The following is a 21,763-nucleotide window of genomic DNA, read 5'->3' as shown; positions in this document are numbered from 1 at the left end:
TTCTCGGCTTATGGTTGCGGTTGTCGGCTTATGATTGAGGCGCCCGGGCGGCGGCCGCACGGGCGCGCTTCTCGAGCCACCAGCCCCAGGCGGGAGGCCAGGCGCCGAAGTTCTGATCGTGGCCGAGAGCGCGGGCCGCCTGCAAGGGCCAATGCGGGTTCATGAGCGCCTCGCGGCCGATCGCGACGAGATCGGCGCGGCCTTCGGCGACCACCGACTCGGCGAAGGCCGGCGTCGTGATGAGGCCGACCGCCATGGTCGGGACCTTGGCCTCGGCGCGGATGCGCTCGGCGAAGGGCACCTGATAGCCCTCGGGGCGGCTGATCAGCTTCGTCGTGGTGCGCTCGCCGAGACCGCCGGACGAGCAGTCGATGACGTCGACGCCGAGCGCCTTCAGGCGCCGCGACAATTCGACGGAGTCCTCGAGCGTCCAGCCATCCGGCTGATCGTCGATGCAGGACAGGCGCACGAAGAGCGGCAGGTCTGCGGGCCACGCCGCCCGAACGGCCTTCGTGATCTCGAGCAGGAAGCGGATGCGGCCGTCGAAATCGCCGCCCCAGCCATCCTCGCGCTTGTTGCCGATCGGCGAGAGGAAGGAATGGATCAGGTAGCCGTGGGCCGCGTGGATATCGAGCACGCGGAACCCGGCTGCCGCCGCCCGGCGCGCGCCGTCGGCATAGGCCGCGATGAGCCGGGCGATGCCCTTCTCGTCCAGCGCCTCGGGCACGTGCCAGCCGGGATTGGCGGGAATGGCGCTCGCCGCCACCGTCTGCCAGGGGGCCTCGCCGCGTTCCGCGGAGGCCGCGTCGAGCGGGTTGTAGCCTTCCCAAGGACGGCCGACGCTGCCCTTGCGGCCGGCATGGATGAGCTGCGTCGCGGGGACGGCGCCGCCCGCGGCGATCGCCGCGACGATGGGCTTGAGCGCGGCGACGTAGTCATCCGACCAGATGCCGAGATCGTGATGCGTCACCCGGCCTTCGGGGCTGACCGCGAGGGCCTCGGTGAAGACGAGCCCGGCACCGCCGAGGCCCAGACGGCCGTAATGCTGGAGATGGAAATCGTTCGGCAGGGCATCGTCCCCCGCCATGTATTGCTGCATCGGCGAGACGACGACGCGATTGGGGAGCGTGACGCGGCGGAGCGCGAGGGGCGAGAAGAGCGTACTCATGGTCGTCATCCTGCAAATCCCAGCCTGTCGCGGATCCAGGCCCAGGTGATCCCGAGCTGGACTGCAGGACCCTTGAGGCTGTGCCAGAGGATCGGCGTCAGCGGCGTGATCGGAAGCGGCGGCTCCGTGCCGACGAGGGCGCGGTCGGCGAGCCAGCGGCCCATCAGGGTCGCCATGGCGATGCCGCGCCCGTTATAGCCGATGCCGATATGGAGCCCCGGCTCCGGCTCGTGGATATGCGGCAGCCCGTCGAGCGTCATCGCGACCTGGCCCGACCAGCGATGGGCGATGGCCAGAGCCTTCGTCTCCGGGAAGGTTCGGTGCATGGCCGTGGTCAGGGCCGAGAAGAACGCCGGGTTCTCGGTGTCGCCCACCGCCCCGCGCCCACCGAAGACGAGACGCCCGTCGGCCGATTGCCGGAAGTAGAAGGCGAGCCGGCGCGTCTCCGACGAACAGATCCCCCCGGGCACGATCCTGGCCCGCAGCGCCTCCGGCAGCGGCTCCGTCGCGAGGAGGGCGCTCTGCACGCAGATCAGGGACTTCGCGAGGCCCGGCACGAGGCCGTCCGCATAGCCGTCCTGGCCGACGATGACGCGGCCGGCGGAGATCGGCCCGGCCGAGGTCGCGACCTCCCAGCGATTGCCCTTCCGGGCGAGACCGGTCGCCGTCGTGCCCTCGTGCAGGGTCGCACCCAGCCGCTGCGCCGCCTTGGCGAGGCCGCGCACATACGAGAGGGGCTGGATGGTGCCCGCGCGCCGGTCGATCCAGCCGCCGAGATAGGCGTCCGTTCCGGTGAGGCGAGAGACGGCCGCACGGTCGAGGCGCTCGGCGGGAGCGCCGAGCCCCGCCCATTCGTCGCAGCGCTTCTGGACGCGCGCGAGCGCCGTCTCGGCATGCGCCGCCTGGATCCAGCCCGAGCGCTGGGGCTCGCAGTCGATGCCGAGCGTCTCGATCAGGCCGAAGACGTCGTCGGCGCCGTTGCCGACCGCCTGGACGAGGCGGCTGCCGCGATCCTCGCCGTAAGCGGCGCGCATTTCCGAGGGGTCGAGCTTCAGGCCGGGAATGACCTGCCCGCCATTGCGGCCGGAGGCGCCCCAGCCGATCGTCCGCGCCTCGATCAGCGCCACGCTCGCGCCCTGCGATGCCGCGGAGAGCGCGGCGCTGGCGCCGGTGAAGCCGCCGCCGACGATCGCGACATCCACGCTCCGGCCGGGCGCGAAGGCGTCGGATACCGGCGCCGCCTCGCGGGCCGTCGCCGGCCAGAGGGCGTTCCGGATGCTGTCGGCGGACGAGCCCATCAGGGGCCGGCCTGACCTTGTCCGGCCGCCCCGGCATCCCGCCAGGTCCGGGCGACCTCGGGCGAGATGATCCCGTCCTCGAGGTTCTCGGCGATCAGGGCTTCGGTCCGCTCGGCCGGATCGCCGTAGCCGCCGCCGCCGCCGGTGCCGAGCGTGACGATGTCGCCGCGCTGCAGGTCCATCGCGTCCTTCGACTTCAGCTTGATCACCGTGTCGCCGCGGCGCACCTCGCAGAAGCCCGTCGCGCCCTCGCCGCCACCGAACAGACCGTCGGCCGACAGCTTGAAGCGGTCGCTGTAGAGCGCGACGCGCACGCCGTCCCTCAGGGCCTCGAAGCTGCGCGTGAAGCCGAGCCCGCCACGCTGGCGGCCGCGACCGCCGCTATCGGTGCGCAGGGCGTATTCGACGACGCGGAAGAACGGGAAGTCCTGGTCGAGCGCCTCGACCGGCGTGTTCGAGCAGTTCGAGAGCGGATTGTCGACGCCGTCGCAGCCGTCGGTGTCGTTCGCCGCCCCGAAGCCGCCGCCATAGATTTCGAGATAGACCGACCAGCCGCTCTCGCCGAGATGTGAGAGGACGAAGGAGGTCGTCGTATCGAAGCCGCAGGCGATGACCTTGTCCGGAACGGCCTGGGACAGTGCCTTCATGATGGCGTTCCAGGCGCGCGAGCAGACCTCCATGCGGGCCCGCACGGGCGCCGGATGGTTCGGGTTCAGCATGCTGCCCTTCGGCGCCGTCACCTCGATCGGCCGGAAGGCGCCGGCATTGAAGGGGATGTCGGGGCTGGTCAGCGCCGCCTTGAGGCAGGACAGCGCCGCCGAAACCGTCGCCGCGAAAGGCGCGTTCAGGTTGCGCCGCACCTGCGGGGCCGTGCCGGTGAAGTCGATCGTCGCCTGGTCGCCCGTGATCGTCACCGTCGCCCGGACGGGGAGCGCCTCGTCGGAGAGACCGTCGTCGTCGACCGCGTCCTCGCCCGTATAGACCCCGTCCGGGATCTCGCGGAGCGCCGCCCGCATCCGCGCTTCCGAATAGTCGAGCAGAGCGGCCATCACGGCCGCGATCTTCTCCGCGCCGTAGCGGTCGGCGAGCTCGACGACGCGCTGCGCGCCGATCGCGTTCGCCGCGATCTGCGCGTCGAAATCGCCCATCGTCTGGTGCGGCACGCGCACGTTGGCGCGCAGGAGCCGCTCGAACGGCCCGCCGTGCCAGTCCCGCTCCATGTTGAACTTCAGCGGCGGGATGATGAGCCCCTCGGCATAGACGTCCGGCGCCGCGATGTTGAGCCCGGGATCGCCGCCCGAGACGTCCAGGTGGTGGGCGACCGAGGCCGAGAAGCCGATCACCTTGCCGTCATAGAAGATCGGGTGGAACAGGAAGACGTCCTGCAGGTGCTGGCCGCCCGAATAGGGATCGTTGATGACGAAGAAGTCGCCCGGAACGAGCGTCTCGTTCGGATAGAGCTTCGTGCAGGGCTGGAAGACGTGCCCGATCGTGCCGAGCTGCATCGGGATCAGCTCGGCCTGGGCGATGGTGTTGCCCTTCGCATCGAGCAGGGCGGCCGAACCATCGCGCGCCTCGCGCAGGACGGTCGAATAGGCCGACCGGATCAGCTTCGCGCCCATCTCGCGGGCCGCGGCGATCAGCGACTGGCTGATGATCGCGTAGTCGACGGGATCGAGGGATTTCGGATCGAGCGCCATCGCTCAGGCCCTCCGCATGATGATGTTGCCGGGCTCGTCGCGCTCGGCACACCAGCCGGGCGGGACCCAGAGGGTCGACGAATAGCCCTCGATCATGGCCGCGCCGTTGACCGGCCGGCCCGGCGCCAGGGTATCGGCGTCGATGAGGGCCGTCGCGGCGGCGCCGTTCGGCGTCCAGACCTCGATCTCCGGGGGATGCTCGAGCCGGGACACGCGCTCACGGAAGTCGGGCAGGCTGTCGAGGCGGCGGCGGACGGCAAAGCGCAGCCCCACGATCTCGACCTTGCGGCCCGGCTCGCCGCCATGGAAATAGATGCGCCGGTGCGCGGCGCTGAACTCGTCGGCGAGGTCGGAGGGCTTGAGGCCCGCGAGCCGCGCCGGATCGATCTCGACCGGGATCTCGAAGGCCTGGCCGACGAAGCGCATCTCCGCCGTCAGTTCGAAGGCGAGCGCGCCGTCGAGCCCGAGCGAGCGGAACTCGGTCTCGGCCTTCTCGCGGAAGCGCTGGAACTCCTCGCGGAGCACCGTCGGCGCGTCGTCCGACAGGGCCGTCCGGCGCGTCACGCTCGCGACACGCACGTAATCGGCGGCGAGGAGACCGAAGGCCGAGATCACGCCCGGATTGGGCGGCACCACGATCTCGCGGCAGCCGAGCTCTTCGGCGATCTCGGCGGCGAGGAGCGGCCCCGCCCCGCCGAACGGCAGGAGGGCGTAGCTGCGCGGATCGCGACCGCGCTCGGTCGAGACGAGCTGGACGGCGCGCACGATATTGGCGACGGCGAGCCGGATCGCGGCGGCGGCCGCATCGCGCACCGAGATGCCGAGCTTGCCGGCGACCTCCTCGAAGGACTTGTGCGCCTTGTCGACGTCGAGCGTCATCGTGCCGCCGAGGAAGGCGTCCGCCCGGATGGTGCCGCGCACGACATGGGCATCGGTGACGGTGGGCAGGGTCCCGCCGCGGCCGTAGCAGGCCGGGCCCGGCGTCGCGCCGGAGCTGCGCGGGCCGACCCGCAGCATGCCGCCGTCGTCGATCCAGACGAGCGAGCCGCCGCCGGCGCCGACCGTGACGATGTCGAGGACGGGGGTGCGGATCGGCAGGCCGTCGACCTCCGTCTCGGGGGAGACGGACGGGACGCCGTCCACGACGAGGCAGACGTCGGTCGACGTGCCGCCCATGTCGAAGGTGATGAGGTCCTTGCGGCCCGAGCGCTCGGCCTGGCGGATCGCGCCGACGACGCCGGCTGCAGGTCCGCTGAAGAGCGCCGTGATCGAATTCTTGCGCATGGCGACGGACGGGAGCCGGCCGCCATTCGACTGCATGACCGAGAAGCCGCCGGCGAAATTCGCCTTGGCGAGCGTCGCCTCGAACCGGGCGAGATACCCGTCGATCACGGGCTGGACATAGGCCGACAGGACCGTCGTCGTCGCCCGCTCGTATTCGCGGAACTCGCTCGCGACCTCGTGCGAACAGGCCACCTGCACGGACGGCAGCGCGGCGTTGATGAGCTCCTTCACCCGCGCCTCGTGCGCAGGCGCCGAGTAGGCCGAGAGAAGGCAGACCGCGACGGCCTGGTACCCACCGGCCGCGAGAGCCGGGATCAGATCCCGGCGGATCGCCTGCTCGTCGAGCGGCAGCACGATGTTGCCCTGGGAATCGACGCGCTCGGCAACCTCGAGACAATCCTTGCGGCGGAGCGGCGGCGCGGGCTTCTTATAGCGCAGATCATAGATGTTGCGGCGATCATGGCGCTGGAAGAACAGAATGTCCCGGAAGCCCTGCGTCGTGACGAAGGCGACGCTGGCACCCTTGCGCTCGAGGATCGCGTTGGTGGCCACGGTCGAGCCGTGGACGAGATCAGAGACGCTCGCCGCCTCGATCCCGGCGGCCTCGAGCGAGTTGAAGGCGCCGATCTCGGGATTGCCCGGCGTGCTCGGAACTTTCACCACTTCGACGCGCGATCCATCGATCGCGACCAAGTCCGTGAAGGTTCCCCCGACTTCGATTCCGACCCGCATGGCTCCATCCGACGTGTTTCATTTATAAGACCAGATGTTGACGGTGATTGCAACACGGTTGAAAACGCGGATCAATAATTTCACTTATCATGCAGCATGGGTCGCTCCCGTGCTTCGCGGAGAACCAGACGCATGGCACGTCAGGGACAGAGCGTGGCCCCGCTTTCGGACAGCGATTCCGGGGACGGGATCGGGCGCAAGCTGCGCCTGCGCCGCTCGATCAAGGGGCGCTCGCTGCAGGAGGTCGCGGACAAGGCGGAGATCTCGATCGGGCTGCTGAGCCAGATCGAGCGCGGCGTGACCACACCGTCGCTGAAATCGCTCCGGCACATCTGCGCGGCGCTCGACATGCCGGTCGGCTGGCTGTTCGACGTGCCCGAGGCCGAGCACGAGGAGGTCGTGGTCCGCGCCTCGGCCCGGCGCGTCATGACCATCGGCCCGAAGGGCATGACGAAGGAATTGCTGTCCCCCGATTCCGTCCCCGGCATTCAGATGCTGCGGATCGTCGTGCAGCCCGGAGGCTCGTCGGGCGAGCAGCCCTACAACAACGAGAGCGGGTCGAAATGCGGCGTCGTCGTCTCGGGCACGCTCGGACTCGAGGTCGAGGGCCAGGAATACGTCATCGGCGTCGGAGACAGCTTCGCCTTCGCCGCGACGAAGTTCGCCCGCTTCTGGTGCATCGGCGACCAGCCGGTGGATCTGATCTGGGTGGTGACGCCGGCCGTGTACTGACGACCGACGCCCCGGTCAGGCCGCCCCGAGCGCCTGCGCGCCGAGCTGGGCCGGCGCATCCTTCCAGCGGAAGCAGCGAGCCCGATGGCCGCCTTCGACGACGAAGGAGGGCGGCTGCTCGATCTGGCAGCTCTCGATCGCGGCCGCGCAGCGCGGCGCGAAGGAGCAGCCGGGCGGCAGACGGGCGAGATCGGGCGGCGCGCCCGGAATGGCGTCGAGCCGCGTGCCCTTCTCCATCACGCCGTGCGCGCGGCTCTTGAGGAGCCCGATCGTATAGGGGTGGCGCGGATTGCGGATCAGCTCGCGGGCCGTGCCCTCCTCCACGATGCGCCCCGCATACATGACGGCGATCCGGTCGGCGACCTCGACGGCGGCGCCGAGGTCGTGGGTCACGAAGATGATCGACAGGCCGAGATCGCGCTGCAGCTCGCGCAGCAGCAGCAGGATCTGGATCTGGACCGTCGCGTCGAGGGCGGTCGTCGGCTCGTCCGCCAGCAGCACCTTCGGCCGGCAGGCGAGCGCGAGCGCGATCATGGCCCTCTGCCGCATGCCGCCCGACATCTCGTGCGGATAGGCGTCGAGTCGGCGCTCGGGGCTCGGAATGCGCACGCGCTCGAACAGGGCGAGCGCCCTGGCCCGCGCCTCCTTCCGCGACACCTTCTCGTGCCGCAGGATGATCTCCATGATCTGCTCGCCGACCGTGTAGACCGGGTCGAGCGCGAGCAGGGGCTCCTGGAAGATCATGGACACGATCGGCCCGCGATAATCGGCGAGCGCGCGCGGCGTCATGGCGAGGACGTCCCGGCCCTCGACCGCGATCGTGCCCTCCATCTTCGTCGCGCGCGGCGGATGCAGGCGCATCAGCGAGCGCAGGGTGACGCTCTTGCCCGAGCCGGATTCGCCGATCAGCGCGACGACCTCGCCGCGCTCGATCGACAGGGTGACGCCGTCGACGGCGCGGACGACGCCGCCGAAGGTGACGCGAAGGTCTCGGATATCGACGGCGCTCATGCGGCCACTCCCGTTCCGACCGGCGCTTTGGAATGCCCGGATCCCGGCACGACCATCAGGCAGGCCGCCTCATGCTGCGGCCCCGCCTCGGTGAGCCTCGGCTGAACGCTTGAGCACACCTGCTCAACAAATGAGCAGCGCGTATGGAAGCGGCAGCCGGAGGGCGGATTGATCGGATTGGGCGGATCGCCCGCGAGCGGGGCCTCCATCGTCCGGTGGTCCGGATCGATGGACGGCATCGAGGAGAGCAGCGCCGTCGTGTAGGGATGACAGGCCCGGTCGAAGACCACGTCCGAGGGTCCGATCTCGGCGACCTGGCCGAGATACATCACCATGACCCGGTCCGAGATGAAGCGCACGACGTTCAGGTCGTGGCTGATGAAGAGGTAGGTCAGCCCGAACTCGTCCTTGAGGTCCATGAGGAGGTTCAGCACCTGGGCCTCGACGGACTTGTCGAGCGCCGAGACCGCCTCGTCGAGCAGCACGAGGCGCGGCTGGAGGGCGAGGGCGCGGGCGATGTTGACGCGCTGGCGCTGGCCGCCCGACAGCTCGTGCGGATAGCGGCCCGCGAAGCGCACCGGATCGAGGCCGACGCGGGCGAGGAGATCACGCGCCCGGGCGACGGCCTCGCGCTTCGGCACGCCGTGGACCTGCGGCGCGAAGGCGATCGAGGCCTCGATCGTCAGGCGCGGATTGAGGGACGAGTAGCTGTCCTGGAAGACCATCTGGGTCTGGCGCCGGAACTCCTTGAGGCTGAGTTCGGGCGAGCCGACCTTCATGCCGTCGAAGAAGACCTCGCCGGCGGTCGGGTCGATCAGGCTGAGGAGAAGCCGCGCCGTCGTCGACTTGCCGCAGCCGGATTCGCCGACGACGCCGAGCGTCTCGCCCTTCATCACCTCGAAATCGACGCCGTCCACCGCCCGGACATGGGCCTGGACGCGCCCCAGCGCCCCGCCCCGGATCGGGAAATGCTTGAGGAGGCCCTTGACCGTGAGGAGCGGCGTCGCCGGCCCTCCCCGGTCTCGTTCGAAGGGGTCGTGTGCGGGAGCGCCGATGATCATTGCTTGACGTCCATGGCGTTGCGGAGGCCGTCGGCCAGGAGGTTGAAGGCGATCGAGGTGAAGAAGATCATCACGCCCGGCAGCGCGGCCAGCCACGGCTGGACGTAGATCGCGGTCCGGAGCGTGTTCAGCATCAGGCCCCATTCGGGGTTCGGGGGCTGCACGCCGAGCCCGAGGAAGGAGAGGCCCGAGGCGAGGATCATCGAGACCGAGATCAGGCTCGTCGCGTAGACGAAGATGGGCCCGAGCACGTTTCCGAGCACATGCACCCGCACGATCGTGACGGGCCCCGCGCCCGAGGCCCGTGCGGCCTCGACGTAGTCGCGCTGGCGCACCTGCGTCGTCACGGCCTCCGCCACCCGCGCGATCTGCGGCACGAAGACCACGGTGAGCGACACGAGCGCATTGCCGGTGCCGGACCCGAGCGCGCCGGAGAGCGCGACCGCCAGCAGGACGGACGGAAAGGCGTAGAAGACGTCGATCGTCCGCATGATCACGGTGCCGACCCGGCCGCCCGCATAGCCGGCGGTGATGCCGATGGCCGAGCCGACGAAGAAGGCGAGGATGACGGGCGTGATGCCCATGAAGAGCGACAGGCGCGCGCCCCAGATCAGGCGCGAGAGCATGTCGCGGCCGAGCTCGTCGGTGCCGAGCGGGAAGCCCGCCGTGCCGATGGGGCGCAGCCGGCGAAGGCTCTGCCCGCGCAGGGGGTCGGCCGGCGCGAGATAGGGCGCCAGGATCGCCATCAGGATGAGGGCGACGATGACCGCGAGCGCGACCATCGCGACGGGATCGCGCCGGAGACGGCGCCAGACCCCGATCCAGTAGCCGTCGGCCTTCTCGGCCGGAGCGGGGGCGGCGAGGGTGTGTTGGGCGAGAGCGGCCATGCGTCAGCTCCGCTGGATGCGCGGGTCGAGCGCCGTCTGGAGCATGTCGACCAGCAGGTTGAGGATGACGAAGAAGAGCGCGAGCACGAGGATCGTGCCCTGGAGCAGCGGCAGATCGCGCTGGAAGATCGCGTTGTTGAGCACGAAGCCCGTGCCGGGCCAGGAGAAGACGGTCTCGATCAGGATCGAGCCGCCAAGGAGATAGCCGAGCTGGAGGCCCATCACGGCGAGCGCGGTCGGGGCGGCGTTCTTGACGACGTGGCGGAAGATGCCGGCATCGGTCAGGCCCTTGGCGCGCAGGCCGACCACGAATTCCTGGGACAGGATGTCGGCGACGAGCGCCCGGACCGTCCGCGCGACGATCCCCATCGGGATCACCGACATCGTCACGGCCGGCAGGATCATGTGGCGGAAGGATTCCCAGAGGCTGCTCTCGTCGCCTTTGCCCGTGGGGGGCAGCCAGCCGAGGATGGCCGCGAAGATGATCACCAGGACCATGCCGAGCCAGTAATGGGGCACGGAGACGCCGAGCACCGAGACGAACGAGGCGATGCGGTCCATGGCCGAGCCGCGGTAATACCCGGCGACGAAGCCGAAGAGGGAGCCGAAGAAGAAGCCGATCAGCGTCGCGAGGACCGCGATGCGGAGCGTGTAGCCGACGGCCGTCACGACCTCCGTCGTGACCGACCGGCCCGAGGCGATCGAGGTGCCGAGATCGCCCTGGAGAGCGCGCCCCAGCCAGCGCAGGAACTGCACGATATAGGGCTGGTCGAACCCGTAGAGAGCGCGGAGCTGCGCCTGCAGCTCGGCCGAGGCATCGGGCGGCAGCACCGAGACCAGCGGATCGCCCGGCGCGATATGGACCAGGGCGAAGCAGACCAGCGAGACGCCGAGCAGGATCGGGATCGTGTAGACGACGCGGCGGGCAAGATAGACGAGCATCGGAGCTCCACGCGAAGCCTTCCCTCGGGGGAGAAGGTGGCCCTCGCATCGGCGAGGGCCGGTTGAGAGGAGACACGCGACGGGTTCGGAACTTCGCCCTCACCCGTCGCGGCGGCGTCGGCCCTCGGCCGTTCAGTCCATGGACATCGTGGCGATGTCGATGAACCAGCTCTGCGGCTGCACGACACCCTTCACCTTGGCCGACATGGCCCGCGGACCGACATCGTGGGCGATCCAGACGAAGGGCGCGTCATCGACGATCCGCGTGTGCAGCTTGGCGAGCGCGACATCGCGGGCCTTGTCGTCGAAGGTCGTCCGGGCGTCGGCGATCAGCTTGTCGATCTCGGCGTTGCCGTAATAGCCCCAGTTGTTCGAGACGGGCGGGAACGCCTTGGTGGAGGAGAACCGCACCATCCCGAAGAACGGGTCCATGGAGGCGAAGGAGACGTTGGTCGCGTGCGAGCCGCGCGCCGCCGGGTCCTTGGCGCCGAGCCGCCAGCTGTTGAACAGGGTGTTCCACTCGACGACGTCGAGCTCGACGTCGAAATAGCAGTCCTTGAGCGCCTGCTGGACGAACTCGTTCATCGGCAGGGGCTGCATCTGGCCCGAGCCGGAGGCGGAGGTCTGCACCTTCACCTTGAGGGGCTTCGAGGCCGAGAACCCCGCTTCCGTCATCAGCTTCTTGCCGGCGGCGGGATCGTATTTCGCCTTGAAGGTCGGGTTCCCGTACCAGGGATGGCCCGGCTCGTAGGTGGCGGTCGCCTCCGCCATCATGCCGTTCAGCGCCTCCTTCAGCTCCGACCGGTTGATGCAGAGATTGGCGGCGTGGCGGACCCGCTTGTCGAGCCAGGGCGAGCCTTCCGCGAAGGAGAGCTGCCACGGCCAGTTATGCGGCTGGACGTTCTGGTAGATCTTGAAGCCGCGGCTCTTGATCTGCGCGGCCGCGTCCGGCGCCGGCGCCTCGATCCAATCGACCTGGCCGGACAGGAGCGCCGCGGTGCGGGCATTCGCCTCCGGCAGCGGGATCAGCACGACCTTGGCGATCTTCGGCCGGCGCTTCTCGTCCCAATAGGCGTCGTTGGCGGCGAGTTCGAGCCGCTCCCGCGGGACGAAACGCGTCACCTTGAACGGGCCGGAGCCGGACGGGTCGGCTGCGAAGGCCGTCCAGGCCTGCTTGGCCTTCTCGGCCGGATCCGAGGCGCTCGCCGCCTTGAACTTCGCCTCCCAATGGGCGGGCGAGGCCATGAAGAGATTGGTGATGTTGATCGGCAGGAAGCTGTCCGGCTCGGAGGTCGTGAGCTCGACGGTCATGTCGTCGATCGCCTTGGCGGACCGCAGCGTCGGCATGCGCGAGGCCGTCACGCCGACCTGGCTCGCATCGAAATGGGGGGCGGATTTGTCGAGGACCTTCTGGACGTTCCAGACCACCGCCGCCGCATTCACCGGCGAGCCGTCATGGAACTTGACCCCCGGACGCAGCTTGAAGGTCCATTTCGTCTTGTCCTCGCCGACGCTCCATTCGGTCGCGAGGCCCGGGATCGGAACGGATGGCTCCTTCTCCTTCGACAGGTCCCACTGGACGAGGGAATCGTAGATCGGGATGCCGGTGAAACGATTGCCCTCGAAGCCCTGGTCGGGCTGCCCGAGCGTGCGGGGGATATCGGCCGCCGTCATGGCGATCCGAAGCGTCTTCTCCTGGGCCGAAGCGATGCCGGCCAGGGCCGTGGTCATCATCAGACCGAGGCCGAGCGCAAGTGTGTGACGCGACAACATACGTTCTCCCTCCCGGCTCTCTGCCGTTGAAACTGCCTCCGCAATGGGCGTGCCAACTTCGAGAGCAAGTCTAAGAACGAGTATCCCAGATTTTGAAATCCGCTTCGGAATCAGAATGATAGCCTGAGGCAACAGCGCAGGGTCACACGGCCGGTCCCGGCCGGCGCGGGTTGGCTCGGGAGTTGCGGCACGGATTCGAGCCACGGGAATCCGGCATGCGCCTCCTCCTCATCAACCCCAACACCTCGCCCTCGATCACGGAGCTCATGGCCGCGCGCGCCGCGTCCCTGCTCGGGCCGGAGGTCGCCCTGCGGACGGCGACCGGACGGTTCGGCGGCCGCTACATCGCGAGCCGCGCCGCATCGGCCGTGGCGGGCCATGCCGCCCTCGACGCCTATGCCGAGCATGGCGAGGGCTGCGATGCCGTGCTCATCGCCTGTTTCGGCGATCCGGGCCTGCTGGCCCTGCGCGAAATGGCGTCCGTGCCGGTCGTCGGGATGGCGGAGGCATCGTGCCATCTCGCCTGCCTCGCCGGCCGCCGCTTCTCGATCGTCACGGGCGGGGAACGCTGGCAGGTGATGCTCGAGGAATTCGTCGCCGCGCTCGGCCTCTCGGCCCGCCTCGCCTCGATCCGCACCGTCGCGCCGACCGGCGCCGAGATCGCGGCCGATCCGGACCGCGCCCTCGCCTCCCTCGCCTCGGCCTGCCGCGCCGCCGCCGAGAAGGATGGGGCCGAGGCGGTCATCCTCGGCGGCGCCGGGCTCGCGGGGCTTGCCGAACGCATCGCGCCGGAGGTGCCGGTCCCGGTCATCTGCTCGCTCGCGGCGGGCCTCGAGGCGACCGTCGCGGCCGCGCGACGCGCGACGCGGAAGCCCGCCATGGGCTCCTTCGCTCCGACACCCCGGGTCGAGACGGTCGGCCTCTCCACGGCGCTGGCGAGCCGGTTCGAGGGCTGAACGGCGCCCGATCTTGGCGCCCGCCGGCGCCTGATGCACAGTCCCGCCGAACAGGGGGGACGAGGATGCCGGTCGAAACGAAGCGCGCGGCGGTGATCGGGCTCGGCTCGATGGGGTTCGGGATGGCGGCCTCGCTCCTGCGGGCGGGGTTCGAGGTCGCGGGGTTCGATGTCGATGCCGCGAGCCTCGCCCGCTTCGCCGAGGGCGGGGGACGGCCCGCCGGCACCCCCGGCGAGGCCGCCGCGGGGGCGGCGATCGTCGTGAGCGTCGTGGTCAACGCCGCCCAGACCGAGGCCGTCCTGTTCGGCGAGGGCGGCGCGGCCGCGACCATGCCCGACGGTGCGGTCTTCGTCTCCTCCGCCACCATGGATCCGGATGTCGCGCGCCGGCTCGCCGCCCGGCTCGAGGCGACGGGCCGCCATTACCTCGACGCACCGATGAGCGGCGGCGCCCAGCGCGCCTCCGAGGGCGCCCTGACGATGCTCGCCTCCGGCAGCCCCGCGGCCTTCGCCGCGGCGCGCCCCGCTCTCGATGCGATGACGGCGAAGCTCTACGAACTCGGGCCGGAGCCGGGCCAGGGCGCCGCCTTCAAGATGATCAACCAGCTGCTGGCGGGCGTGCATATCGCGGCGGCCTGCGAGGCCATGGCCTTCGCCGCACGGCAGGGGCTCGACCTGCCCAAGGTCTACGAGGTCATCACCGCCTCGGCGGGGAATTCCTGGATGTTCGAGAACCGCATGCCCCACGTGCTGGAGGCGGATTACGCGCCGCGGAGCGCGGTCGAGATCTTCGTCAAGGATCTCGGCATCGTCCAGGACATGGCGCGTAGCCACCGCTTCCCGGTGCCGATGAGCGCCGCGGCGCTCCAGATGTTCCTCGCCACGGCTGCCTCAGGCATGGGGCGGGACGACGATGCCTCCGTCGCGCGCCTCTACGCCCGGATGGCGGGCATCCGTCTGCCGGGCGAGGAGGCGTAGTCCAAGGCTTTGTTGGAGCATGCTCTGGCCGGCCCGCTGCGAGACGGGCCGGCATCCGCGCCTGGCCTCAGGCCCGGAGCAGCGGCTTCAGCGCGGCGACGACCGCATCGCCCATCTCGCCCGTGCCGATCGCGTTCGCTCCCGCCGGCGCGATGTCGCGGGTGCGGGCACCGGAGGCGAGGACGCTGCCGATCGCGGCTTCGAGCTTGTCCGCCGCCTCGCCGAGGCCGAGCGAATAGCGGAGCGCCATCGCAACCGAACCGATCATGGCGAGCGGGTTGGCGAGGCCCTGCCCGGCGATGTCGGGCGCCGAGCCGTGCACCGGCTCGTAGAGCGACGCCCGGCGGCCGGCCGCGTCCGGTGCACCGAGCGAGGCGGAGGGCAGCATGCCGAGCGAGCCGGTCAGCATCGCCGCGACGTCCGACAGGATGTCGCCGAAGAGATTGTCGCAGACGATGACGTCGTATTGCTTGGGCTTGCGCACGAGCTGCATGGCGCAATTGTCGGCGAGGACGTGCTCCAGCTCGACATCGGCGTAATCCTTGGCGTGGATCGCCGTGACGACCTGGTTCCAGAGGACGCCCGACTTCATCACGTTGCGCTTCTCGGCGGACGAGACCTTGTTCCGGCGCGTGCGGGCGAGGTCGAAGGCGACGCGGGCGATGCGGTCGATCTCGCCGGTCGTGTAGATCTGGGTGTCGACGGCGCGTTTCTCGCCCGATTCCAGCGTCACGATCTCCTTCGGCTCGCCGAAATAGACGCCGCCGGTGAGCTCGCGCACGATCAGGATGTCGAGATCCTCGACGAGGTCGCGCTTCAGCGAGGAGGCTTCGGCCAGCGCGCCGTAGCAGATGGCGGGGCGCAGATTGGCGAACAAGCCGAGATCCTTGCGCAGGCGCAGGAGGCCCGCCTCGGGCCGGATCTCGTAGGCGACCTTGTCCCATTTGGGCCCGCCGACCGCGCCGAACAGGACCGCGTCCGCATCCTTGGCGAGGGCCACGGCCGCATCCGTCACCGGCTTGCCGTGCGCGTCGATCGCGGCGCCGCCGACGAGATCGGTCTCGGTCTCGAACGACCCGTACCCCGCCTCTTCGAACAGCTTGAGGACCTTCTTCGCCTCGGCGGCCACTTCGGGGCCGATGCCGTCGCCGGGCAGGAGCAGGATCTTATGGGTCGCCATGGGGCCTCTCGCAACGCGACGACCCGAGCGGCCGGTCGCCGAGGCGGTCTAAGCGGCCCCGGCTCGGCTTGGCAAGATGTCCGGACCGGCAAGAGACGGCGATGGCCGCACGAGCCTTCAGCGATACTGCTCGGCGCTGAGGACGGTGCCGTTCCAGTCATCGGTATCGACCGGACGCGGCAAGGCGCCGACGATCCGCGGCGCCGGAGGACGATCAGGCGCCCGGAGACCGGAGCGACGTCGGCCGAATACGCGCAACAGCCATGACCACATCGTCAAGCTCCTCCATTCGGAAGGAACCTGTCATGCGGTCACGGCCATGACGGTGCGCGCTCGCACGCCCGAAAGGGCGGCGAGAGGGAAGCGATCAGGCGCGGGCTATCAGCCCTGGCGCGCCTTGTAGCGCTTCTGGGTCTTGTTGATGATGTAGATGCGGCCCTTGCGACGAACGAGCTGGTTGTCGCGGTGACGGCCGCGGATCGACTTGAGCGAGTGACGGATCTTCATGGCGCTGCCTTAGGTCGAGCCGCTGGGACCCGGAACCCCTCTCCACCGATGTCGGAATCGACGCGAGCCCGGTTGGGCATCGCAGAGGCGGCCTCATAGTCCGATCCGGCCGCGACGGCAAGTGTCCCGGCGACTTTTCGCGCGGCCATGCTGCCGGTTTGGCAGACGCCCTCCTGTGCGAGCCTCGAGGATCGAGCGGCCGCTCGCGCTACTTCTCCTTCATCGCATCGGTCGCCTTCCTCACTTTCTCGCCGGGGAAGACCTCCCGGTCGAAGAAGTCCTTCACATGGGCGTCCCAGCCGGGCCGGCTGGCGGGATCCTCGGGATGCCGCGCCTCGAACTGCTCCGTGGTCACGCCCGCAGCGACCTCGTCGGGTCCGAGCTTCGGGGCACCGGATTCTCCGACGTCGCGACCGCGATCGGTCCTGTCGTCTGTAGCCATGATCATCCTCCTGTCCGGCCAACCCCGGGGAGTTCGGGACGTTCCGGACGGACCGGTTCCGCACGCGGCGCATCCCTGCCTCGCAAAAACATCATGATTGCTGTCTAGACAGGCACTATTGATGTTTCATATATCATCATCAAAGGCTCAAACGGGATACACGGCCGTCCGGAGAAGGCATCGTTGATCACCGCTTCCCAGATGCGCGCCGCACGCGCCCTGCTCGGCATCGACCAGCGTCAGCTGGCCGAGATGTCGGGCGTGTCGCTGCCGACCATCCAGCGCATGGAGGCGAGCGACGGCACGGTGCGCGGGGTCGTCGACACGCTGATGAAGGTCGTCGAGGCCTTCGAACGGGCCGGGATCGAACTGATCGGCGAGAACGCGCCGAGCCCTGCGGGCGGCCGCGGCGTGCGGCTGAGGCCTGCCCCCTCGAAAGACCCCCAAGGGTGACGCCATGAGCGAGATGACGGCAGGGCCGGCACGGCCGAGCTTCGCGGAGCTCTTCACGCCGAAGCTCGTCACGGTTCTGCGCGAGGGCTACGGCGCGGCAGACCTCAAGGCGGACATCCTGGCGGGCCTCACGGTCGCCGTCGTCGCGCTGCCCCTGTCCATGGCGATCGCCATCGCGTCCGGCGTCACGCCCGACCGAGGCCTGACGGCCGCCATCATCGGCGGCATGATCGTCTCGGCCCTCGGCGGCAGCCGGTTCCAGATCGGCGGCCCCGCCGGCGCCTTCATCGTCCTCGTCGCGGCGACCGTGCACAGGCACGGCGTCGACGGGCTGATCATCGCCACCTTCCTGTCGGGCCTGATCCTCACGGCGATCGGGTTCCTGCGCCTCGGCACCTTCATCAAATACATCCCCTACCCCGTCACGGTCGGCTTCACCGCGGGCATCGCCGTCATCATCTTCGCGAGCCAGCTGCACGACCTCTTCGGCCTGACCCTCGACGGCCCCGAGCCGGGGCCGCTCCTGCCGAAGCTCGTCGCGCTGGGGTCGGCCCTGCCCACCGTCAGCGCGCCCGCGCTCGGGGTGGCCGCGCTCGCGATCGGCCTCATCCTCGCCGTGCGCCGCTTCCGCCCGCACTGGCCGGGGCTCCTGATCGCCGTCGCGGTCGCCTCGCTCGCCGCCTTCGCGCTGAACCTGCCCGTCGAGACGATCGGCACGCGCTTCGGCGGCATTCCGGGCTCGCTGCCGGCGCCGCGCCTGCCGGACCTCTCGGCCGCGCGCGTGGTCGAGATGCTGCCGGCCGCCCTGTCCTTCGCGCTGCTCGGCGCCATCGAGAGCCTGCTCTCTGCCGTGGTCGCCGACAGCATGACCGGCCGCCGCCACCGCTCGAATTGCGAACTCGTCGCCCAGGGCGCGGCGAACGTCGCCTCGTCGCTGTTCGGAGGCCTCTGCGTCACCGGCACCATCGCCCGCACGGCCACCAATGTGCGGGCCGGAGCGCGCGGGCCGATCGCAGGCATCCTGCATTCCTGCTTCCTCCTCCTCTTCATCCTGATCGCGGCCCCGGTCGCCTCCTATGTGCCGCTGGCCGCGCTCGCCGCCGTGCTCGTCGTCGTGGCCTGGAACATGGCGGAGAGGCACGAATTCGCCGCGCTGCTGCGGACCTCCTGGGGCGATGCGCTGGTCCTGCTCGTGACCTTCGGCCTCGTCATCTTCCGCGACCTCACCGAGGGCATCCTCGCCGGCTTCGCGCTGGGCTCGCTCCTCTTCATCCACCGCATGTCGCAGACGATCGCCGTCGAGACCGGCACCGCCCTCGTCGAACCCGACGAGGCCGACGCGGCGGAGGCGCGCGCGCCCTACGATGCCGCGCGGACCAACGACCCGCGCGAGGCCGTCATCCGGATCTCGGGCGCCTTCTTCTTCGGCTCGGTCTCCGCCGTCGCCGCCGCGCTCGACCGGATCGGCGAGAAGCCGGATTCGATCGTCATCGATCTCTCGGCCGTTCCCTTCCTCGACAGCACGGCCGCGAGCCTGCTCTCCCAATATGTCGCCCGGGCCCGCGCGAAGGGCATCCGCATCCGGATCGAGGGGGCGACCGGCGAGCTGAAACGCGTGCTCGACACCCTCGGCGCCGGCACGCATTGACAGCGGCCGGCTGGGCGCTGGTCTTCTCGCGGCAGGCGCGATAACGCCTCGGCGGTCGCGGCCCGCCCGCTTCCTCGGAGGGGTCCGGTGTCCCGCCCGGTCGTCCAGGCCATCCTCGGCATCGCCCTCCTGTCGGCGATGGATGCGATCATCAAGGGCGCGGTGGCCCGCCTGCCCGTCCTCGAGATCGCCTTCCTGCGCTATCTCGTCGGCACCGCCGTCATGATCGTGCTGCTGGCGATCGAGCGGCCGGGCTGGCCGAGCCGCGAGGCGATCGTCGCCAACGGCCTGCGGGCGGTGATCGTCGTGATCACCGCGACGAGCTTCTTCTACGCGCTCGGCCAGCTTCCCCTCGCCGAGGTGCTGATCCTGTCCTTCATCTCGCCGGCCGTCACCGTCGTCTTCGCGTCGCTGATCCTCGGCGAGCGGATCGGCCCCAGGGTTCTCGCCTCCCTCGCCGCCGGCTTCGCGGGCGTCGCACTGATCGTGTGGGGCGGCCTGTCCGGCGGCGCGGGGGACCGGACGAGCTCCCTGCTCGGCGTCGCCGCCGTGCTGGTTTCGGCGGTCGGCTATTCCGCCTCGAACGTGCTGCTGCGGGCGCGGGCGCAGCGGGACCCGCTCGTGACCATCGTCGCGATCCAGAATATCGGCCCGGCGCTGATCCTCGTCGGCCCGGCGGGGTGGGTCTGGCTCCCGCCCTCGGGGAGCCTGTGGCCGGCCCTCATCGCGATCGGGGCCCTCGGCGTCGCGGGCCATCTCCTTCTCGCGCGGGCCTATGCCGCCGCGGAGGCGGCGCGGCTCGCCGCTCTCGACTACACGGCGTTGATCTGGGCGGTTCTCTTCGGCCTCGTCGTCTTCGGCGAGGTGCCGACGCTCTGGGCCTGGTGCGGCGCCATCCTGATCGTCGGCTCCGCCTGGACCATCGCCCGGCGGTGATCGACAAGGGAGCGGCGTCCCGCTATCGCGCCTCCGGAAAGGAGGCCGCATGACCGCCTCGCAGCCCGCCGAACCCGCGCCGGTCCCGACCAGCCTCGAACTCTTCCTCGGCTTCATGCGGGTCGCGGCCTTCTCGTTCGGCGGCGTCCTGCCCTGGGCCCATTTCGTCCTCGTCGAGCGCCGGCGCTGGCTGACCTCCGACGAGTTCACCGACATGCTCGCGCTCTGCCAGCTCCTGCCGGGGCCGAACATCGTCAACATGTCCGTCGCGATCGGCGCCCGCTTCCACGGCGCCCGCGGCGCGCTCGCCGCGATCCTCGGCCTGACGCTGCTGCCGATCGTCATCGTGCTGGCGCTGGCGACGCTCTATGCCGGGTTCAAGGACGTGCCGGCCGTCGACCGCGCGCTCGACGGCATGGCGGCGGCCGCAGCCGGCCTCGTCATCGCGATGGCGGCGAAGATGGCCATGCCCATGCTGCGCCGAAGGCCCTGGGGCGCGGCGCCCATCATCCTGGTGACCTTCGTCCTGGTCGCGCTCCTGCGCTGGCCGCTGCTGCTGGCCGTCGTCGTGCTGGCGCCCTTCTCGATCGCGCTCGCCTGGCGGGAGCGGGCACCATGACGTCCCTCCTGCTCGCTCAGCTCTCATGACGTCTCTCCTGCTCGCTCAGCTCGCCTGGCGCTTCTTCCTGATCGGCTTCCTCGCGATCGGCGGCGCCAATGCCGTGGTGCCCGAGATGCACCGCATGGTCGTCGAGACCCAGGGCTGGATGACGAATGCCGAATTCGCTGCGCTCTTCGCCATCGCCAATGCGGCGCCGGGACCGAACGTCCTCATCGTGACGCTGATCGGCTGGCGCGTCGCCGGCATTCCGGGCGCCCTCGTCGCGACGGTCGCGATGGTCGGGCCGACCAGCCTTCTGACCTACGGCGTGTTCCACCTCTGGAACAGGATGAAGAACGCTCCGTGGCGCCCGGCCGTTCAGAACGGCCTCTCGGCCGTGACGGTCGGCCTCATCGCGGCGACCGCCTGGATCCTGACGCGGGCCACGGGAACGAGCTCCCCGCTGGTCGCCGTCGCGGTGGTGACCGCGGCGGTGAGCTATCTGACGAAGATCAATCCGCTCTGGTGCTTCGGAACAGCGGCTGCGCTCGGCGCGGCGGGATTGCTCTGAGCGCGCCTTCCTTGTTCTGTCATACGGACGCCATTCGCGGCGACAGATCCTGCTCTATTTGGTAAGCTCTGTCGCGTCACGGTCATCCGCATGTTCATCGCCTTCCATCAGCTTCCGCTGTCCGTGATGTTCTTCGTCGTCCTGGCGATGGGAACGGCGTCGTGCTGGCTTCTGATCGGGCTCGTGCGCATCACCGTCCCGCTGCTGGGATACGAGCCTCATGAGCCGCTGCCGCTCCGCGAGTCGCTCATCAACGCCTGCGGCGGCCTGTTCGCCCTCATCGTCGCCTTCTCGGCGGCGGGGATCTGGAACGACGCGGTCGCCGCGAGGAACGCCGTCCAGCGCGAGGCCGACGCGGTCGAGAACGCGATGGTCCTGGCGGCGACCCTGCCGGCGGACGCGCAAGCGACGATCGGCGGGTCTCTGAGGGCGTATCTGCGGGAGGTCGTCGCGGTCGATTGGCCGGCCATGAAGCTGAGCACCCCGCAGGAGGACCCGGTCTTCGAGCGCGCGGAAGCCCATCTGCTCTCGGCGATCACGCTCGTCTCGCGCGAGGCGTCGACCGGCAGCCCGACGACCTACACGCCGCTGCTGAACCAGCTCCTCGACATTCGGCATGCGCGGCTGGCCCGCATCGCCGCCTCCAATGCCGGCATCACCTGGGCGCAATGGATCGCCATGTGGCTCATCTCGACCGCGACCCTGCTGGCCATCCTGTTCTGCAACAACCACGCCTTCCGCATGCAGATCGTGGCCGGGCACATCTATGTCGTCGTGGTCTCGGCCGCCTATTTCGTGATCCTGGCGCATGACCGGCCCTTCATCGGCCAGATCTCGATCGAGCCCATTTCGATGCAGGCGCTCCTGCAGCGGTAGGAGGGGCCATCCCGTCCCTCGCCTCCTG

21 protein-coding genes are annotated in these 21,763 nt (G+C 69.9%); 9 read left to right on the top strand and 12 right to left on the bottom strand.

Going from position 1 to position 21,763, the window contains the following annotated elements; genetic code table 11:
* Positions 1 to 28: 28 nt before the first annotated feature.
* Genes EV668_RS12615 through EV668_RS12600 form a run of 4 tightly spaced genes read right to left on the bottom strand, consistent with a single transcriptional unit; the run spans position 29 to position 6,182 of the window.
* Positions 29 to 1,168, bottom strand: a complete 1,140-nt coding sequence (locus EV668_RS12615) for an NADH:flavin oxidoreductase/NADH oxidase (RefSeq protein WP_208111530.1) — start codon at positions 1,166 to 1,168, stop codon at positions 29 to 31.
* A 5-nt stretch (positions 1,169 to 1,173) separates the two neighbouring features.
* Complete coding sequence (locus EV668_RS12610; protein WP_133770532.1) at positions 1,174 to 2,466, bottom strand: NAD(P)/FAD-dependent oxidoreductase; 1,293 nt, start codon at positions 2,464 to 2,466, stop codon at positions 1,174 to 1,176.
* Positions 2,466 to 4,166, bottom strand: a complete 1,701-nt coding sequence (locus EV668_RS12605; RefSeq protein WP_133770530.1) for a hydantoinase B/oxoprolinase family protein — start codon at positions 4,164 to 4,166, stop codon at positions 2,466 to 2,468. Before EV668_RS12605 ends, EV668_RS12610 begins: the two co-directional genes overlap by 1 nt.
* A 3-nt stretch (positions 4,167 to 4,169) precedes the next feature.
* Positions 4,170 to 6,182: a hydantoinase/oxoprolinase family protein gene (locus EV668_RS12600; RefSeq protein WP_133770528.1), complete on the bottom strand. Its 2,013-nt coding sequence runs from the start codon at positions 6,180 to 6,182 to the stop codon at positions 4,170 to 4,172.
* Between the two features lie 132 nt (positions 6,183 to 6,314).
* Between EV668_RS12600 and EV668_RS12595 the strand changes: the two genes are divergently transcribed.
* Positions 6,315 to 6,914: a helix-turn-helix domain-containing protein gene (locus EV668_RS12595; RefSeq protein ID WP_133770526.1), complete on the top strand. Its 600-nt coding sequence runs from the start codon at positions 6,315 to 6,317 to the stop codon at positions 6,912 to 6,914.
* Between the two features lie 15 nt (positions 6,915 to 6,929).
* Here EV668_RS12595 and EV668_RS12590 read toward each other — a convergent pair whose 3' ends face one another.
* From EV668_RS12590 to EV668_RS12570, 5 genes are all read right to left on the bottom strand, one after another.
* Positions 6,930 to 7,925 (bottom strand): ABC transporter ATP-binding protein, encoded by a 996-nt coding sequence (locus EV668_RS12590; protein WP_133770524.1) that lies wholly within the window; start codon positions 7,923 to 7,925, stop codon positions 6,930 to 6,932.
* Complete coding sequence (locus EV668_RS12585) at positions 7,922 to 8,986, bottom strand: ABC transporter ATP-binding protein (RefSeq protein ID WP_133770522.1); 1,065 nt, start codon at positions 8,984 to 8,986, stop codon at positions 7,922 to 7,924. The genes EV668_RS12590 and EV668_RS12585 overlap by 4 nt, the downstream gene beginning before the upstream one ends.
* The gene (locus tag EV668_RS12580; RefSeq protein ID WP_133770520.1) at positions 8,983 to 9,873 is read right to left on the bottom strand and encodes an ABC transporter permease; all 891 of its coding nucleotides are present in this window, start codon (positions 9,871 to 9,873) and stop codon (positions 8,983 to 8,985) included. Before EV668_RS12580 ends, EV668_RS12585 begins: the two co-directional genes overlap by 4 nt.
* A gap of 3 nt (positions 9,874 to 9,876) precedes the next feature.
* Positions 9,877 to 10,815: an ABC transporter permease gene (locus EV668_RS12575; protein WP_133770518.1), complete on the bottom strand. Its 939-nt coding sequence runs from the start codon at positions 10,813 to 10,815 to the stop codon at positions 9,877 to 9,879.
* A gap of 132 nt (positions 10,816 to 10,947) precedes the next feature.
* The gene (locus EV668_RS12570) at positions 10,948 to 12,549 is read right to left on the bottom strand and encodes an ABC transporter substrate-binding protein (protein ID WP_245513245.1); all 1,602 of its coding nucleotides are present in this window, start codon (positions 12,547 to 12,549) and stop codon (positions 10,948 to 10,950) included.
* Between the two features lie 254 nt (positions 12,550 to 12,803).
* On the opposite strand from EV668_RS12570, the gene EV668_RS12565 reads away from it, so the two are divergent.
* Both EV668_RS12565 and ltnD read left to right on the top strand, forming a co-directional pair.
* Complete coding sequence (locus tag EV668_RS12565; protein ID WP_133770514.1) at positions 12,804 to 13,544, top strand: aspartate/glutamate racemase family protein; 741 nt, start codon at positions 12,804 to 12,806, stop codon at positions 13,542 to 13,544.
* Positions 13,545 to 13,609: 65 nt separating this feature from the next.
* On the top strand, positions 13,610 to 14,521 hold the full coding sequence (ltnD, locus tag EV668_RS12560; protein WP_133770512.1) for an L-threonate dehydrogenase: 912 nt from the start codon (positions 13,610 to 13,612) through the stop codon (positions 14,519 to 14,521).
* Positions 14,522 to 14,588: 67 nt separating this feature from the next.
* On the opposite strand, the gene leuB is transcribed toward ltnD, so the two are convergent.
* The 3 genes from leuB to EV668_RS12545 form a co-directional block, all read right to left on the bottom strand.
* Positions 14,589 to 15,701: a 3-isopropylmalate dehydrogenase gene (gene leuB / locus EV668_RS12555; protein WP_133770510.1), complete on the bottom strand. Its 1,113-nt coding sequence runs from the start codon at positions 15,699 to 15,701 to the stop codon at positions 14,589 to 14,591.
* Positions 15,702 to 16,082: 381 nt separating this feature from the next.
* Positions 16,083 to 16,208 (bottom strand): type B 50S ribosomal protein L36, encoded by a 126-nt coding sequence (gene ykgO / locus EV668_RS12550; protein ID WP_133770509.1) that lies wholly within the window; start codon positions 16,206 to 16,208, stop codon positions 16,083 to 16,085.
* A 208-nt stretch (positions 16,209 to 16,416) separates the two neighbouring features.
* On the bottom strand, positions 16,417 to 16,650 hold the full coding sequence (locus EV668_RS12545) for a hypothetical protein (protein WP_133770507.1): 234 nt from the start codon (positions 16,648 to 16,650) through the stop codon (positions 16,417 to 16,419).
* Positions 16,651 to 16,833: 183 nt separating this feature from the next.
* Here EV668_RS12545 and EV668_RS12540 point away from each other — a divergent pair, with 183 nt between their 5' ends.
* The 6 genes from EV668_RS12540 to EV668_RS12515 all read left to right on the top strand — a co-directional run bounded on the left by EV668_RS12540 (position 16,834) and on the right by EV668_RS12515 (position 21,735).
* Positions 16,834 to 17,103 (top strand): helix-turn-helix domain-containing protein, encoded by a 270-nt coding sequence (locus tag EV668_RS12540; protein ID WP_133770505.1) that lies wholly within the window; start codon positions 16,834 to 16,836, stop codon positions 17,101 to 17,103.
* 13 nt (positions 17,104 to 17,116) lie between these two features.
* Entirely contained in the window at positions 17,117 to 18,751 is a 1,635-nt protein-coding gene (locus EV668_RS12535; protein ID WP_133771977.1) for a SulP family inorganic anion transporter, read from the top strand.
* A gap of 87 nt (positions 18,752 to 18,838) precedes the next feature.
* The gene (locus tag EV668_RS12530) at positions 18,839 to 19,687 is read left to right on the top strand and encodes a DMT family transporter (protein ID WP_245513140.1); all 849 of its coding nucleotides are present in this window, start codon (positions 18,839 to 18,841) and stop codon (positions 19,685 to 19,687) included.
* Between the two features lie 49 nt (positions 19,688 to 19,736).
* Positions 19,737 to 20,306 (top strand): chromate transporter, encoded by a 570-nt coding sequence (locus EV668_RS12525; RefSeq protein WP_133770503.1) that lies wholly within the window; start codon positions 19,737 to 19,739, stop codon positions 20,304 to 20,306.
* A gap of 25 nt (positions 20,307 to 20,331) precedes the next feature.
* Entirely contained in the window at positions 20,332 to 20,859 is a 528-nt protein-coding gene (locus EV668_RS12520; RefSeq protein ID WP_133770501.1) for a chromate transporter, read from the top strand.
* 90 nt (positions 20,860 to 20,949) lie between these two features.
* The gene (locus EV668_RS12515; RefSeq protein WP_133770499.1) at positions 20,950 to 21,735 is read left to right on the top strand and encodes a bestrophin-like domain; all 786 of its coding nucleotides are present in this window, start codon (positions 20,950 to 20,952) and stop codon (positions 21,733 to 21,735) included.
* Positions 21,736 to 21,763: the final 28 nt, after the last annotated feature.

It is taken from the genome of Enterovirga rhinocerotis (assembly GCF_004363955.1).
Classification (GTDB): Bacteria; Pseudomonadota; Alphaproteobacteria; order Rhizobiales; family Beijerinckiaceae; genus Enterovirga; species Enterovirga rhinocerotis.
The sequence above is the reverse complement of the archived record's forward strand: the minus strand, read 5'-3'. Positions and strand labels throughout refer to the sequence as shown.

Coding starts and splice junctions, on each gene's coding strand:
- EV668_RS12520 (WP_133770501.1), top strand. CDS start 20,332: ATGACGTCTCTCCTGCTCGCTCAGCTCGCCTGGCGCTTCTTCCTGATC.
- EV668_RS12575 (WP_133770518.1), bottom strand. CDS start 10,815: ATGCTCGTCTATCTTGCCCGCCGCGTCGTCTACACGATCCCGATCCTG.
- EV668_RS12545 (WP_133770507.1), bottom strand. CDS start 16,650: ATGGCTACAGACGACAGGACCGATCGCGGTCGCGACGTCGGAGAATCC.
- EV668_RS12565 (WP_133770514.1), top strand. CDS start 12,804: ATGCGCCTCCTCCTCATCAACCCCAACACCTCGCCCTCGATCACGGAG.
- EV668_RS12610 (WP_133770532.1), bottom strand. CDS start 2,466: ATGGGCTCGTCCGCCGACAGCATCCGGAACGCCCTCTGGCCGGCGACG.
- EV668_RS12580 (WP_133770520.1), bottom strand. CDS start 9,873: ATGGCCGCTCTCGCCCAACACACCCTCGCCGCCCCCGCTCCGGCCGAG.
- EV668_RS12590 (WP_133770524.1), bottom strand. CDS start 7,925: ATGAGCGCCGTCGATATCCGAGACCTTCGCGTCACCTTCGGCGGCGTC.
- leuB (WP_133770510.1), bottom strand. CDS start 15,701: ATGGCGACCCATAAGATCCTGCTCCTGCCCGGCGACGGCATCGGCCCC.
- EV668_RS12605 (WP_133770530.1), bottom strand. CDS start 4,166: ATGGCGCTCGATCCGAAATCCCTCGATCCCGTCGACTACGCGATCATC.
- ltnD (WP_133770512.1), top strand. CDS start 13,610: ATGCCGGTCGAAACGAAGCGCGCGGCGGTGATCGGGCTCGGCTCGATG.
- EV668_RS12515 (WP_133770499.1), top strand. CDS start 20,950: ATGTTCATCGCCTTCCATCAGCTTCCGCTGTCCGTGATGTTCTTCGTC.
- ykgO (WP_133770509.1), bottom strand. CDS start 16,208: ATGAAGATCCGTCACTCGCTCAAGTCGATCCGCGGCCGTCACCGCGAC.
- EV668_RS12535 (WP_133771977.1), top strand. CDS start 17,117: ATGACGGCAGGGCCGGCACGGCCGAGCTTCGCGGAGCTCTTCACGCCG.
- EV668_RS12615 (WP_208111530.1), bottom strand. CDS start 1,168: ATGAGTACGCTCTTCTCGCCCCTCGCGCTCCGCCGCGTCACGCTCCCC.
- EV668_RS12600 (WP_133770528.1), bottom strand. CDS start 6,182: ATGCGGGTCGGAATCGAAGTCGGGGGAACCTTCACGGACTTGGTCGCG.
- EV668_RS12525 (WP_133770503.1), top strand. CDS start 19,737: ATGACCGCCTCGCAGCCCGCCGAACCCGCGCCGGTCCCGACCAGCCTC.
- EV668_RS12595 (WP_133770526.1), top strand. CDS start 6,315: ATGGCACGTCAGGGACAGAGCGTGGCCCCGCTTTCGGACAGCGATTCC.
- EV668_RS12570 (WP_245513245.1), bottom strand. CDS start 12,549: ATGATGACCACGGCCCTGGCCGGCATCGCTTCGGCCCAGGAGAAGACG.
- EV668_RS12585 (WP_133770522.1), bottom strand. CDS start 8,986: ATGATCATCGGCGCTCCCGCACACGACCCCTTCGAACGAGACCGGGGA.